This is a genomic window from Pseudomonas sp. SK, from assembly GCF_012975065.1.
In the GTDB taxonomy this organism is placed as follows: domain Bacteria; phylum Pseudomonadota; class Gammaproteobacteria; order Pseudomonadales; family Pseudomonadaceae; genus Aquipseudomonas; species Aquipseudomonas anuradhapurensis.
Genome location: NZ_CP051857.1, coordinates 4,764,375 through 4,779,488, shown reverse-complemented (window position 1 = coordinate 4,779,488; position 15,114 = coordinate 4,764,375). Strand labels below are relative to the sequence as shown.

The 15,114-nt window shown below is 60.9% G+C and carries 3 protein-coding genes, 2 tRNA genes and 3 rRNA genes; all 8 read left to right on the top strand.

All coding sequences use genetic code 11. The features are described from left to right. Window positions 1-280 precede the first annotated feature (280 nt). Window positions 281-1,817 (top strand): 16S ribosomal RNA (locus HG549_RS21850). 85 nt (window positions 1,818-1,902) lie between these two features. Then, a tRNA-Ile gene (locus HG549_RS21845) sits at window positions 1,903-1,979 on the top strand. Window positions 1,980-2,005: 26 nt separating this feature from the next. Further along, window positions 2,006-2,081 (top strand) — tRNA-Ala (locus tag HG549_RS21840). A gap of 245 nt (window positions 2,082-2,326) precedes the next feature. Next, window positions 2,327-5,218: ribosomal RNA gene (locus HG549_RS21835) — 23S ribosomal RNA — on the top strand. Between the two features lie 134 nt (window positions 5,219-5,352). Beyond that, window positions 5,353-5,468: ribosomal RNA gene (rrf, locus tag HG549_RS21830) — 5S ribosomal RNA — on the top strand. Together the 16S, 23S and 5S rRNA genes with 2 tRNA genes alongside form the textbook arrangement of a ribosomal RNA operon. Window positions 5,469-5,706: 238 nt before the next feature. Continuing rightward, entirely contained in the window at window positions 5,707-9,189 is a 3,483-nt protein-coding gene (gene recC, locus HG549_RS21825) for an exodeoxyribonuclease V subunit gamma (RefSeq protein ID WP_170032684.1), read from the top strand. Continuing rightward, window positions 9,186-12,863 (top strand): exodeoxyribonuclease V subunit beta, encoded by a 3,678-nt coding sequence (gene recB, locus HG549_RS21820; protein ID WP_170032682.1) that lies wholly within the window; start codon window positions 9,186-9,188, stop codon window positions 12,861-12,863. Before recC ends, recB begins: the two co-directional genes overlap by 4 nt. Further along, window positions 12,860-14,935 (top strand): exodeoxyribonuclease V subunit alpha, encoded by a 2,076-nt coding sequence (gene recD, locus HG549_RS21815; RefSeq protein WP_170032680.1) that lies wholly within the window; start codon window positions 12,860-12,862, stop codon window positions 14,933-14,935. Before recB ends, recD begins: the two co-directional genes overlap by 4 nt. Window positions 14,936-15,114: the final 179 nt, after the last annotated feature.

Sequence of the window (15,114 nt, the reverse complement as noted above, 5' to 3'; positions counted from 1 at the left end):
AGTCAAGTGTTTGAAGCTAAACGAGTTTCTCGCAAAAAACTTCAAAATAAACGCTTGACAGCAAATGAGGAAAGCGTAGAATGCGCGCCTCGGTTGAGACGAAACGCTCTTAACCAAACGCTCTTTAACAAATCGAATCAAGCAATTCGTGTGGGTGCTTGTGAGTACGGACTGATAGTCACAAAGATTATCAGCATCACAAGTGGCCATGCGAGAAATCACATAGTCATTTGAGATTGCTGAGCCAAGTTTAGGGTTTCTTAAAAACCCAAGCAGTATTGAACTGAAGAGTTTGATCATGGCTCAGATTGAACGCTGGCGGCAGGCCTAACACATGCAAGTCGAGCGGATGACGGGAGCTTGCTCCTTGATTCAGCGGCGGACGGGTGAGTAATGCCTAGGAATCTGCCTGGTAGTGGGGGACAACGTTTCGAAAGGAACGCTAATACCGCATACGTCCTACGGGAGAAAGTGGGGGATCTTCGGACCTCACGCTATCAGATGAGCCTAGGTCGGATTAGCTAGTTGGTGAGGTAATGGCTCACCAAGGCGACGATCCGTAACTGGTCTGAGAGGATGATCAGTCACACTGGAACTGAGACACGGTCCAGACTCCTACGGGAGGCAGCAGTGGGGAATATTGGACAATGGGCGAAAGCCTGATCCAGCCATGCCGCGTGTGTGAAGAAGGTCTTCGGATTGTAAAGCACTTTAAGTTGGGAGGAAGGGCAGTAAGTTAATACCTTGCTGTTTTGACGTTACCGACAGAATAAGCACCGGCTAACTCTGTGCCAGCAGCCGCGGTAATACAGAGGGTGCAAGCGTTAATCGGAATTACTGGGCGTAAAGCGCGCGTAGGTGGTTCGTTAAGTTGGATGTGAAAGCCCCGGGCTCAACCTGGGAACTGCATCCAAAACTGGCGAGCTAGAGTACGGTAGAGGGTGGTGGAATTTCCTGTGTAGCGGTGAAATGCGTAGATATAGGAAGGAACACCAGTGGCGAAGGCGACCACCTGGACTGATACTGACACTGAGGTGCGAAAGCGTGGGGAGCAAACAGGATTAGATACCCTGGTAGTCCACGCCGTAAACGATGTCAACTAGCCGTTGGAATCCTTGAGATTTTAGTGGCGCAGCTAACGCATTAAGTTGACCGCCTGGGGAGTACGGCCGCAAGGTTAAAACTCAAATGAATTGACGGGGGCCCGCACAAGCGGTGGAGCATGTGGTTTAATTCGAAGCAACGCGAAGAACCTTACCAGGCCTTGACATGCAGAGAACTTTCCAGAGATGGATTGGTGCCTTCGGGAACTCTGACACAGGTGCTGCATGGCTGTCGTCAGCTCGTGTCGTGAGATGTTGGGTTAAGTCCCGTAACGAGCGCAACCCTTGTCCTTAGTTACCAGCACGTTATGGTGGGCACTCTAAGGAGACTGCCGGTGACAAACCGGAGGAAGGTGGGGATGACGTCAAGTCATCATGGCCCTTACGGCCTGGGCTACACACGTGCTACAATGGTCGGTACAGAGGGTTGCCAAGCCGCGAGGTGGAGCTAATCTCACAAAACCGATCGTAGTCCGGATCGCAGTCTGCAACTCGACTGCGTGAAGTCGGAATCGCTAGTAATCGCGAATCAGAATGTCGCGGTGAATACGTTCCCGGGCCTTGTACACACCGCCCGTCACACCATGGGAGTGGGTTGCACCAGAAGTAGCTAGTCTAACCTTCGGGAGGACGGTTACCACGGTGTGATTCATGACTGGGGTGAAGTCGTAACAAGGTAGCCGTAGGGGAACCTGCGGCTGGATCACCTCCTTAATCGACGACATCAGCCTGCTGATGAGCTCCCACACGAATTGCTTGATTCATTGTAAAAGACGATGCTGTAACGCGACCCTGTTATAGGTCTGTAGCTCAGTTGGTTAGAGCGCACCCCTGATAAGGGTGAGGTCGGCAGTTCAAATCTGCCCAGACCTACCAATTACTTGGTGCGGCCTAGAATACACGGGGCCATAGCTCAGCTGGGAGAGCGCCTGCCTTGCACGCAGGAGGTCAGCGGTTCGATCCCGCTTGGCTCCACCACTCTTTCAGGTTTCGCAGCACTGCTCAGAAATTAGAAATGAGCATTCCAATGTGAATGTTGATTTCTGGCTTTTGTCAGATCGTTCTTTAAAAATTCGGATATGTGATAGATATAGACTGATGACCAGTTTCACTGCTGGTTAATCAGGCTAAGGTAAAATTTGTGAGTTCTGCTCGAAAGAGCAACATGCGAATTTTCGGCGAATGTCGTCTTCACAGTATAACCAGATTGCTTGGGGTTATATGGTCAAGTGAAGAAGCGCATACGGTGGATGCCTTGGCAGTCAGAGGCGATGAAAGACGTGGTAGCCTGCGATAAGCTTTGGGGAGTCGGCAAACAGACTGTGATCCAGAGATCTCTGAATGGGGGAACCCACTCAGCATAAGCTGAGTATCTTGTACTGAATACATAGGTGCAAGAGGCGAACCAGGGGAACTGAAACATCTAAGTACCCTGAGGAAAAGAAATCAACCGAGATTCCCTTAGTAGTGGCGAGCGAACGGGGACCAGCCCTTAAGTTGATTTGAGATTAGTGGAACGCTCTGGAAAGTGCGGCCATAGTGGGTGATAGCCCCGTACACGAAAATCTCTTGTCAATGAAATCGAGTAGGACGGAGCACGAGAAACTTTGTCTGAACATGGGGGGACCATCCTCCAAGGCTAAATACTACTGACTGACCGATAGTGAACCAGTACCGTGAGGGAAAGGCGAAAAGAACCCCGGAGAGGGGAGTGAAATAGAACCTGAAACCGTATGCGTACAAGCAGTGGGAGCCTACTTTGTTAGGTGACTGCGTACCTTTTGTATAATGGGTCAGCGACTTATATTCAGTGGCGAGCTTAACCGAATAGGGGAGGCGTAGCGAAAGCGAGTCTTAATAGGGCGTTTAGTCGCTGGGTATAGACCCGAAACCGGGCGATCTATCCATGGGCAGGTTGAAGGTTAGGTAACACTGACTGGAGGACCGAACCGACTACCGTTGAAAAGTTAGCGGATGACCTGTGGATCGGAGTGAAAGGCTAATCAAGCTCGGAGATAGCTGGTTCTCCTCGAAAGCTATTTAGGTAGCGCCTCATGTATCACTCCAGGGGGTAGAGCACTGTTTCGGCTAGGGGGTCATCCCGACTTACCAAACCGATGCAAACTCCGAATACCTGGAAGTGCCGAGCATGGGAGACACACGGCGGGTGCTAACGTCCGTCGTGAAAAGGGAAACAACCCAGACCGTCAGCTAAGGTCCCAAAGTCATGGTTAAGTGGGAAACGATGTGGGAAGGCTTAGACAGCTAGGAGGTTGGCTTAGAAGCAGCCACCCTTTAAAGAAAGCGTAATAGCTCACTAGTCGAGTCGGCCTGCGCGGAAGATGTAACGGGGCTCAAACCATGCACCGAAGCTACGGGTGTCATCTTTGATGACGCGGTAGAGGAGCGTTCTGTAAGCCTGTGAAGGTGAGTTGAGAAGCTTGCTGGAGGTATCAGAAGTGCGAATGCTGACATGAGTAACGACAATGCGAGTGAAAAACTCGCACGCCGAAAGACCAAGGTTTCCTGCGCAACGTTAATCGACGCAGGGTTAGTCGGTCCCTAAGGCGAGGCTGAAAAGCGTAGTCGATGGAAAACAGGTTAATATTCCTGTACTTCCAGTTATTGCGATGGAGGGACGGAGAAGGTTAGGCCAGCCTGGCGTTGGTTGTCCAGGTTTAAGGTGGTAGGCTGGAATCTTAGGCAAATCCGGGATTTCAAGGCCGAGAGCTGATGACGAGTTGCCTCTAGGCGACGAAGTGGTTGATACCATGCTTCCAAGAAAAGCTCCTAAGCTTCAGATAACTGGGAACCGTACCCCAAACCGACACAGGTGGTTAGGTAGAGAATACCAAGGCGCTTGAGAGAACTCGGGTGAAGGAACTAGGCAAAATGGCACCGTAACTTCGGGAGAAGGTGCGCCGGCGAGGGTGAAGGACTTGCTCCGTAAGCCCATGCCGGTCGAAGATACCAGGCCGCTGCGACTGTTTATTAAAAACACAGCACTCTGCAAACACGAAAGTGGACGTATAGGGTGTGACGCCTGCCCGGTGCCGGAAGGTTAATTGATGGGGTTAGCGCAAGCGAAGCTCTTGATCGAAGCCCCGGTAAACGGCGGCCGTAACTATAACGGTCCTAAGGTAGCGAAATTCCTTGTCGGGTAAGTTCCGACCTGCACGAATGGCGTAACGATGGCGGCGCTGTCTCCACCCGAGACTCAGTGAAATTGAAATCGCTGTGAAGATGCAGTGTATCCGCGGCTAGACGGAAAGACCCCGTGAACCTTTACTATAGCTTTGCACTGGACTTTGAATTTGCTTGTGTAGGATAGGTGGGAGGCTTTGAAGTGGGGACGCCAGTTCTCATGGAGCCATCCTTGAAATACCACCCTGGCAACTTTGAGGTTCTAACTCAGGTCCGTTATCCGGATCGAGGACAGTGTATGGTGGGTAGTTTGACTGGGGCGGTCTCCTCCCAAAGAGTAACGGAGGAGTACGAAGGTGCGCTCAGACCGGTCGGAAATCGGTCGTAGAGTATAAAGGCAAAAGCGCGCTTGACTGCGAGACAAACACGTCGAGCAGGTACGAAAGTAGGTCTTAGTGATCCGGTGGTTCTGTATGGAAGGGCCATCGCTCAACGGATAAAAGGTACTCCGGGGATAACAGGCTGATACCGCCCAAGAGTTCATATCGACGGCGGTGTTTGGCACCTCGATGTCGGCTCATCACATCCTGGGGCTGAAGCCGGTCCCAAGGGTATGGCTGTTCGCCATTTAAAGTGGTACGCGAGCTGGGTTTAGAACGTCGTGAGACAGTTCGGTCCCTATCTGCCGTGGACGTTTGAGATTTGAGAGGGGCTGCTCCTAGTACGAGAGGACCGGAGTGGACGAACCTCTGGTGTTCCGGTTGTCACGCCAGTGGCATTGCCGGGTAGCTATGTTCGGAAGAGATAACCGCTGAAAGCATCTAAGCGGGAAACTTGCCTCAAGATGAGATCTCACTGGAACCTTGAGTTCCCTGAAGGGCCGTCGAAGACTACGACGTTGATAGGTTGGGTGTGTAAGCGCTGTGAGGCGTTGAGCTAACCAATACTAATTGCCCGTGAGGCTTGACCATATAACACCCAAGCAATTTGCTGACGCAGATTGCGGTGGTGAAGATGATACGAACCGAAAGTTCGCAACGAACCACACATATCGCATATCCGAATTCGCTGGAGTGTCTACCAAGACCTTCTGGCAACAGAATTTCTTGACGACCATAGAGCATTGGAACCACCTGATCCCATCCCGAACTCAGTAGTGAAACGATGCATCGCCGATGGTAGTGTGGGGCTTCCCCATGTGAGAGTAGGTCATCGTCAAGATTCATTTCGCAAAACCCCTATCTGCGCATGCAGGTAGGGGTTTTGTCTTTGCGCCGGCAAAACCAGCGCGACCTTGTAGGAGCGGCCTTGCGTCGCGATCGGCCGCACAGCGGCCGCCACCCTGCACCCCCGATCTACCTGGCAAACCGCGTCGCCGGTTTCGCGGCTAAAGCCGCTCCTACACTGTTCGCGTGATATCGTTCCCCCTCAGCCACCAGCGCCTAGCAGAGACCTGTCGATGCCCAGCACCACCCACCTTCACCCCGGCTTCATGATCGTCCATGGCAACCGCCTCGACGACCTGCGCAGCCTGGTGGTGAGTTGGATGCGTCGTTATCCCCTGGCGCCGCTGGAAAACGAAATCGCCCTGGTACAAAGCAATGGCATCGCCCAATGGCTCAAACTGGCCCTGGCTGAAGACCCACTGGAAGATGACCTTGGCGGCTGCGGCATCGCTGCTGCCATCGACGTGCAACTACCAGGCAGCTTCATGTGGCAGCTGTACCGGAGCGTGCTGGGGCGCGACGAAATTCCCCAGGTTTCCCTGCTCGACAAGGCACCATTGACCTGGCGCCTGATGCGCCTGCTCCCGGCGTTGATCGAGCGCCCGCATTTCGAGCCGTTGCGGCGCTTCCTTACCGACGACAGTGACCTGCGCAAGCGCTATCAGCTCGCCGAGCGCCTGGCCGACCTGTTCGACCAATACCAGGTGTACCGCGCTGACTGGCTCAAGGACTGGGCTGGCGGTGAGCACATCCTCAACACCGCCCGTGGTGAGCGCAAACCACTGCCCCCGGGGAACCGCTGGCAAGCCGAGTTATGGCGGGCATTGCTGGAAGATGTCGGCGAGCAGGGCATGGCGCAGAGCCGTGCCGGCGTCCATCAGCGTTTCATCGAACGCATCAACAGCCTGGAACAGGCACCGCCTGGGCTACCGCCCCGGGTCATCGTGTTCGGCATTTCCTCGTTGCCAGCCCAGGCCCTGGAAGCACTCGCCGGCCTGGCACGCTTCAGCCAAGTGTTGCTGTGCGTGCACAACCCATGTCGCCACCACTGGGCCGATATCGTTGCCGACAAGGACCTGCTGCGGCATCAGTACAAGCGCCAGCAGCGCAAGCAAGGCATGCCCCTGCAACTGGACGACCAGTCGCTGCATCAACATGCCCACCCGCTGCTGGCTGCCTGGGGCAAACAAGGCCGCGACTACATCAACCTGCTCGACAGTTACGATGACCCTGCCAGTTACCAAGGCGTGTTCAGCGATGGCCGCATCGACCTGTTCAGCGACGGCTCGCCTGCCACGTTGCTCAACCAGTTGCAGGACGACATCCTCGAACTGCGTCCGCTCGCCGAAACCCGCGAGCTGTGGCCGGCAGTTGACCCGACGCAGGATCGCTCGATCCGCTTCCACATTGCCCACAGCCCGCAGCGTGAAGTGGAGATACTCCATGACCAGTTGCTGGCCCGCTTCAGTGCCGACCCCACCCTGCGCCCTCGTGACGTCATCGTCATGCTGCCGGCCATCGATACCTACGCACCGCATATCCGCGCCGTTTTCGGCCAGTTGCAGCGCAACGACCCGCGCTACATCCCGTTCACCCTGACCGACCAGGGCCAGCGCGGCCGCGAGCCCTTGCTGATTGCCCTCGAACACCTGCTCAAGCTGCCGGACAGCCGCTTCGCGGTCAGTGAAGTGCTCGACCTGCTGGACGTGCCGGCAGTCCGCGCCCGTTTCGGTATCCGCGAAAGCGACCTGCCCACGCTGCACCGCTGGATCGAGGGCGCCGGCATCCGCTGGGGCCTCGATGCCGAGCAGCGGGCCAGCCTGGGTTTGCCAGCAGGCCTGGAACAGAACAGCTGGCGGTTCGGCCTGCGGCGGATGTTGTTGGGTTATGCAGTGGGTGTGGGAGCAGCCTGCGACGACATCGAACCCTACGATGAAATCGGTGGGCTGGATGCAGCACTGATAGGCCCGCTGGCCGCCTTGCTCGAGGCCCTCGACGTGGCCTGCCAGGCCTTGTCCGAACCTGCCACGGTCAGTCAGTGGGGGGAGCGCCTGCATGCCTTGTTGCAGGTATTCTTCCTGGCCGAGGGCGAGCGTGACGAGTTTCTGCTGATGCAATTGCAGGATCTGCGCGACGGCTGGCTTGAGGTATGCGAGGCCGTTGGCCTGCAAGACCCGCTGCCGTTGACCGTCGTACGCGAAGCCTGGCTGTCGGGCCTTGACCAGGGCAAGTTGTCCCAGCGCTTTCTCGCCGGCTCGGTGAACTTCTGCACCCTGATGCCGATGCGCGCCATCCCGTTCCGGGTGGTCTGCCTGTTGGGCATGAACGATGGCGACTACCCCCGCGCCCAGCAACCGCTGGACTTCGACCTGATGGCCAGTGACTACCGCCCGGGTGACCGTTCGCGCCGCGAGGATGACCGCTACCTGCTCCTGGAGGCGTTACTGTCGGCACGCGACCAGCTTTATGTCAGCTGGGTCGGGCGTAGCATCCGCGACAACAGCGAACGCCCGGCCTCGGTACTGATCGGCCAGCTGCGTGACCACCTTGCGGCCGGCTGGCTACTGGCAAATGCACAGCCAGGGCAGCCTGCCGAACCCGGCGAACAGCTGCTGCATGCGCTTACCCAGGAGCACCCGTTGCAGCCGTTCAGCCCGCGTTACTTCCAGCAAGGCAGCCCGCTGTTCAGCTTTGCCCATGAGTGGCAGGTGCTGCACCAGCAGGGGCTGGATGACGAGCAAGGTGACTTTGGCCTGCCACCCTATCAGAATGACGAAGCCCTGAGCCTGACCCTGTTGGGTGACTTTCTGCGCCACCCGGTGCGGCACTTCTTCAGCCAGCGCCTGAAAGTGTACTTCGAAGCCTTGGAGGCACCGACCCCGGACGAAGAGCCCTTCGTTCTCGATGCCCTGCAACGCTACGGTGCCAGCGAAAGCCTGCTCGGTGCCGCGCTGGCCGAGCCGGACAATCCCGAACAGGCCCTGCAGGCGCAGGCCCGGCGCCTGCAGGCCTGTGGCCTGCTGCCACTGGCGGGGTTCGGCGAGTTGCTGCAGCGCGAGCTGATCGAGCCGCTGCCAGACCTGCTGCAACGCCACCGCCAGTTGTTGCAACGCTGGCCACACCTGGTCGAGGGCGCGTTACCGGTGCATTTCGAACATGGCCAGCATCGCCTCGAAGGCTGGCTGGGCCGGGTGTTCCAGGCCGATGACCAGAGCCTGCTGAGCATCTCGACCGTGCCCAACACCATCAGTGCGGGGCGCAATGCCCTCAAGTGGCACCGCCTGATCGTGCCCTGGGTCACCCACCTGGCAGCGTGCGCGGCGGGCTATCCCTATCACAGCGCACTGGTGGCCAGTGACCTGACCCTGCTGCTTGCGCCATTGCCGCAGGTGCAGGCGGCGCAACTGCTGGGTGACTTGCTGGTGGCCCGTCAGGCGGCGATGAACGCGCCGTTGCCGGTCGCGGCCAAGACCGCGTTCGCCTGGCTGGCCCAGGACGACAGCGACAAAGCCCTGGCCGCCGCAACCCGCGCCTATGAAGGCGACGGGCGCACCAGCTTCGGCGAGCGCAGTGAAAGCGTCGCCCTGGCCCGCCAGTTCCGTGACTTTGCCGCGCTCACCGCCGATGAAACCTTCGAAGGCTGGTGCGAAACGTTGTACCGCCCGCTGTTCGACGCCCCTTGGCAGACCCTGGGCAACCCGGAGAAAGGCGCATGACCCAGGACCGTCCCCTGGCACTGAGTTTCCCCCTGCATGGCAGCCAGCTGATCGAGGCCAGTGCCGGCACGGGCAAGACTTTTACCATTTCTGCGCTGTACCTGCGCCTGATCCTCGGCCATGGCGGCGAGCAGGGCTTCGATCGCGAGCTGCTGCCACCGCAAATCCTGGTGGTGACCTTCACTGACGCCGCGACCAAAGAGCTGCGCGAGCGCATCCGCGCCCGCCTGGCGGAAGCCGCGCGGTTCTTCCGCGGTGAACTGCAAGCCGCTGATCCGCTGTTGCATCAACTGCGTGGTGACTACCCGGAAGAGGCCTGGCCGCGCTGTGCCGGGCGCCTGGAAATCGCCGTGCAATGGATGGACGAGGCCGCCGTGTCGACCATCCACGGCTGGTGCCAACGCATGCTGCGCGAGCATGCCTTCGACAGCGGCAGCCTGTTCACCCAGACCCTGGAAACCGACCACAGCGACTTGTTGGCGCAAGTGGTGCGCGATTACTGGCGGCGCTTCTGCTATGGCATGCAGGGCGATGCGCTGGCTTGGGTGCGCAACCACTGGGGCAGCCCCGACGCCTTGCTGCCGCGCATCCGCCCGCTGTTCGGCCGGGTGCGCGCCCAGCAGGAAGGGCTGGAACCGGCGGCGCTGATCCAGGCGTCGCTGCAACAGCGTGGCGAGCAATTGGCCCGGCTCAAGGCGCCATGGGCGCAATGGGCGGAGGAGCTGCGGCAGATCTGCCATGCTGCGGTGGCCGCCAAGCAGGTCGATGGCCGCAAGATGCGCGCACAGTATTTTGATTCCTGGTGCGACAAGCTGTGCGCCTGGGCTGCTGACGAGCAGCTGGTCGAGCTGGAGCTGGGCAGCGGCTTCAGCCGCCTGACGCCGGCGGGCATGCTTGACGCGTGGAAGTCCGGTGCGCCACCCGTCCACCCGGCCCTCGATGCCATGCAGGCCCTGCAGCAACAGTTGCAAGCCCTGGACAGCCCGGAGGCGCCCTTGCTCGAGCACGCCGCCAGTTGGGTATCGGCACGTTTCGAAGTGGAAAAACGGCGGCGTGCGGAAATGGGCTTCGACGATATGCTCCTACGCCTGCAACACGCTCTGGCCAGCGAGGCCGGCGAACGCCTGGCCGGGCTGATCCGCGAACAGTTCCCGGTCGCCCTGATCGACGAATTCCAGGACACCGACCCGGTGCAGTACGGCATCTTCGAGCGTATCTACCGGATCAGCGAGAACCGCGCGCAGACCGGGCTGTTCATGATTGGCGACCCCAAGCAGGCGATCTACGCCTTCCGTGGCGCCGACATCTACACCTACCTTGCTGCGCGCCGCGCCACCAGCGGCCGCCTGCACAGCCTGGATACCAACTACCGCTCCAGCAAGGCCATGGTCGCAGCGGTGAACCAGCTGTTCCTGCAGGCCGAGGCGCGTGAAGCCGGGCGCGGGGCGTTCCTGTTCCGCGAGGCCGATGACAACCCGCTGCCGTTCATCGAGGTTCGTGCCAAAGGCCGGGACGAGCAATTGCTGATCGACGGTGAACCCTGTGCCGCCCTGCAATGCTGGCAGCTGGAAAGCGAGGAGCCGGTCTCCGGCAGCGTCTACCGCCAGCAACTGGCCGCCAGTTGCGCCAGCCATATCGTTGCCTTGCTCAATGGTGGCCAGCAAGGCAGTGCAGGTTTCCGCAATGCCGAGGGCGAATTGCGCCCGTGCCTGCCCTCCGATATCGCCATCCTGGTGCGTGATGGGCACGAGGCGCAAATGGTCCGTGCCGAGCTGGCCGCGCGCGAGGTGCGCAGCGTCTATTTGTCCGACAAGGACTCGGTATTCGCCGCCCAGGAAGCGCACGACCTGCTGGCCTGGCTGAAGGCCTGTGCCGAACCCGACTCGGAGCGCCTGCTCAAGGCCGCCCTGGCCAGCCTGACCCTCAATCTGTCGCTGGCGGCGCTGGACCGGCTGAACCAGGACGAGCGCGTCTGGGAAGACTGGGTCATGCGTTTTCGCCGTTACCGCGATATCTGGCAGCGCCAGGGCGTGCTGCCAATGCTGCGGCACCTGCTGCATGACTTCCAGCTGCCGCGCACGCTGATCCGCCGCAGTGATGGCGAGCGGGTGCTGACCAACCTGCTGCATCTGGCCGAGCTGCTGCAGCAGGCCGCTGGCGAACTGGACGGCGAACAGGCGCTGATTCGGCATCTGGCCGAGCACCTGGCCAGTTCCGGGCAGGCCGGCGAGGAGCAGATCCTGCGCCTGGAGAGCGACGAGCAACTGGTCAAGGTGGTGACCATTCACAAGTCCAAGGGCCTGGAATACCCGTTGGTCTACCTGCCGTTCATCTGCACCAGCAAACCGGTCGACGGCAGCCGTCTGCCGCTGGCCTGGCATGACAGCCTGGGTAACGCTCATCTCACCCTCACGCCGGACCCGGAACAGATCGCGCGCGCCGATGACGAGCGCCTGGCCGAGGACCTGCGCCTGCTCTACGTGGCCCTGACCCGGGCCCAGCATGCCTGCTGGCTGGGCGTTGCCGACCTCAAGCGCGGTAATCAGAGAAGCTCCCAGTTGCACCGTTCGGCGTTCGGCTACCTGCTTGGTGGCGGCCTCGCCTTGCCGGGCTCGGAGCAACTGGGGAGCTGGTTGCAGGCCCTGGCGGCAACCAGCCCGCACATCAGCTGCCCAGGCCTGCCGCAGGCGGATCAGCAGCTGTACCGCATGCCACATGCCGCGCGGGAGCTGCTGCCGGCCCGCAAGCCGCGCCGCGCGGCGGCCGAGCACTGGTGGATCGCCTCGTACAGCGCCCTGCGCATTGGCGAGCAAGCGCTCGGCGCCGACAGCTCGCAGGCACAGCAATTGTTCGACGACGAAAGGGCCGATGCGCAGATGTTGCGCGAGGTACCGGCCGACAGTGGCGATATCCACCGCTTCCCGCGTGGGCCCAACCCTGGCACGTTCCTCCACGGCTTGCTGGAGTGGGCGGGCCGTGAGGGCTTCAGCCAGGTGAGTGGCAACCCGCAGCTGATCCAGGAAACCGTCGGCCAGCGCTGCAACCGGCGTGACTGGACCGGCTGGATCACCACCCTAAGCCAATGGCTGCAACGCCTGCTAGGCGAGGCGTTGCCGTTGGCAGGCAAAGGCTTGAGCGTGACCCTTGGGCAGTTGCGCCACTATCAGGTCGAAATGGAGTTCTGGTTCGCCAGCCGTCAGGTCGATGCCGAACAGCTCGACCGCCTGGTGGCTCGCCATACCCACCCCGGGCTGGCGCGCCCGGCGGCGCAACCGACCTTGCTCAACGGCATGTTCAAAGGCTTCATCGACCTGGCGTTCGAGCTGGACGGGCGCTACTACGTGGCCGATTACAAGTCCAACTGGCTGGGCCCGGACATCCAGGCCTACGATGGCCTGGCCATGGAGAAGGCCATTCTCGAACACCGCTACGACCTGCAGTACGTGTTGTACGTGCTGGCCCTGCATCGCCAGCTGCGCGCGCGCCTGCCCGATTATGACTACGACCGCCATGTCGGCGGCGCCCTGTTCATCTTCCTGCGCGGTGCCAGCAGCAGCGGCCACGGCGTGTATCACACCAAGCCGTCGCGTGAGCTGATCGAAAGCCTCGATGCGCTGTTCCGCGGCGAGCACCCGCCCATGCAACAGGACCTGTTTGCCGGAGCCATGATATGAGCCGAAGCCTCGTCGACCTGTTGCCCACCCCGCTGCAGGCCGGGCACTTGCTTGCCCTGAAGCCACAGCACGACAGCGCTGACCTGCTGCAACTGCTCGACCGTTGGGTGGAGCGCGGCTGGTTGCGGGCCCTGGACCGCGCGTTCGTGTCGTTCCTGGAAGAACGCTCCCCCGGCAGCGATCCCTTGCTGTTGCTGGCTGCCGCCCTGGCCAGCCACCAGCTGGGCCATGGCCATGTCTGCCTCGACCTGCAGCAAACCCTGGCAGAGCCTGACTTTGCGCTGTCGTTGCCGCCCGAAGGCGATGCCTTGACCGGCCCCTTGCTGCTGCCCTCGCAATTGTTGGCCAACCTCGACCTGCACGCCTGGCGCCAACGGATTGCCGCCAGCGCGCTGGTGGCTGCCGGCGATACCCCAGGGCAGCAAGCGCGACCGCTGGTGCTCAGCGGCGAGCGCCTGTACCTGCGCCGCTACTGGAACTACGAGCGGCGCATCGACCATATCCTGCGCCAGCGCCTGACCCAGGCTGAAGCAGCACCGGCCGACCTGCCCGGCCGCCTGGCGCAACTGTTCGATGGGGGCGCGCCGGCAGGCCAGGTCGACTGGCAGAAACTCGCCTGCGCCCTGGCCACCCGCGCCGGCTTCAGCATCATCACCGGCGGCCCCGGTACCGGCAAGACGACCACGGTGGTACGCCTGTTGGCCTTGCTGCAGGCGCCAGCGGTGGAGCAGGGCAGGCCACTGCGCATTCGCCTGGCCGCCCCCACCGGCAAGGCGGCCGCGCGCCTGACCGAATCCATCGGCCAGCAAGTCGAGCGCCTGCAGGTCAGCGCCGAAGTGCGCGGGCAAATCCCTACCGAGGTCAGCACCGTGCACCGCCTGCTCGGCAGCCGACCAGGCTCGCGACACTTCCGTCACCATGCCGGCAACCCGTTGCCGTTGGACGTGCTGGTGGTCGACGAAGCCTCGATGATCGACCTGGAAATGATGGCCAACCTGCTCGATGCCCTGCCGCCACGGGCGCGCCTGGTGCTGCTGGGTGACAAGGACCAACTGGCCTCGGTCGAGGCCGGCGCGGTACTCGGCGACCTGTGCCGTGACGCCGAAGACGGCTGTTACTCGCCGGCGACCCAGGCATGGCTGGAGCAGGTCGGTGGCGAGTCGCTGGCCGGCAGCGGCCTCAAGAGCGGTGACGAGCAGCGCCATCCGCTGGCCCAGCAGGTGGTGATGTTGCGCTTCTCGCGGCGTTTCGGCGAGGGCAGCGGCATTGGTCAGCTGGCGCGGCTGGTAAACCGCCAGGAGGCGTACGCGGCGCGTAACCTGCTGGCCATGCCGCCACCCGACGTGCACAGCCTGGCCTTGAAACAAGAGCACGACCGCGCCTTCGATCGCCTGCTGCTCGACGGCCTCGACCGTGGCAGCGATGGCCCGCAAGGTTACCGCAGCTACCTGCGCACCCTCGGGCGCTACCGTCCGGCGCTGGATACCGCCTTCGATGACCCAGCATGGGAGCAATGGGCAGGCCGAGTGCTGCACAGCTTCGAGGACTTCCAGCTACTGTGCGCGGTACGCCGCGGGGCTTGGGGTGTCGAAGGCCTCAACGAGCGGGTGGCGCGGGTGCTGCACAATGCCGGGTTGATCGACAGCCAGCAGCCCTGGTACGAAGGGCGCCCGGTGCTGGTGACGCGCAACGATTACGGCCTGGGCCTGATGAACGGTGACATCGGTATTGCGCTGCGCCTGCCCGACGAGCGTGGCGAGCCCCTGCTGCGCGTGGCCTTCCCGCGTAACGACGGCAGTGGCGGGGTGCGCTTCGTCCTGCCCAGCCGGTTGAACGAAGTGGAAACGGTATTCGCCATGACCGTGCACAAGTCGCAGGGCTCGGAGTTCGGTCATACCGCCCTGGTGCTGCCGGATGCGCTGAACCCGGTGCTGACCAAGGAGCTGGTATACACCGGTATCACCCGTGCCAAGCACTGCTTCAGCCTGGTCGAACCCCGCCAGGGCATTTTCGAAGAAGCGGTGGCGCGCAAGGTACGGCGTATTTCCGGGTTGATGCTGGAACAGGTCTGAAACCGTACGCGTTCCCCTGTAGGAGCGGCCTCGTGTCGCGAAAGGGCCGCAAAGCGGCCCCCGCTTTCGGCAACGCCACAGCTATCGCGGGGGCGGCTTTGCCGCCCTTTCGCGACACAAGGCCGCTCCTACACAGGATGCGGCCATATGCTATCGTTGCGCCGTAATCCGATAGGATC

What these genes read in the sequence shown, in the direction of transcription:
- recB (WP_170032682.1), top strand. Translation starts at nt 9,186, where the DNA reads ATGACCCAGGACCGTCCCCTGGCACTGAGTTTCCCCCTGCATGGCAGC.
- recC (WP_170032684.1), top strand. Translation starts at nt 5,707, where the DNA reads ATGCCCAGCACCACCCACCTTCACCCCGGCTTCATGATCGTCCATGGC.
- recD (WP_170032680.1), top strand. Translation starts at nt 12,860, where the DNA reads ATGAGCCGAAGCCTCGTCGACCTGTTGCCCACCCCGCTGCAGGCCGGG.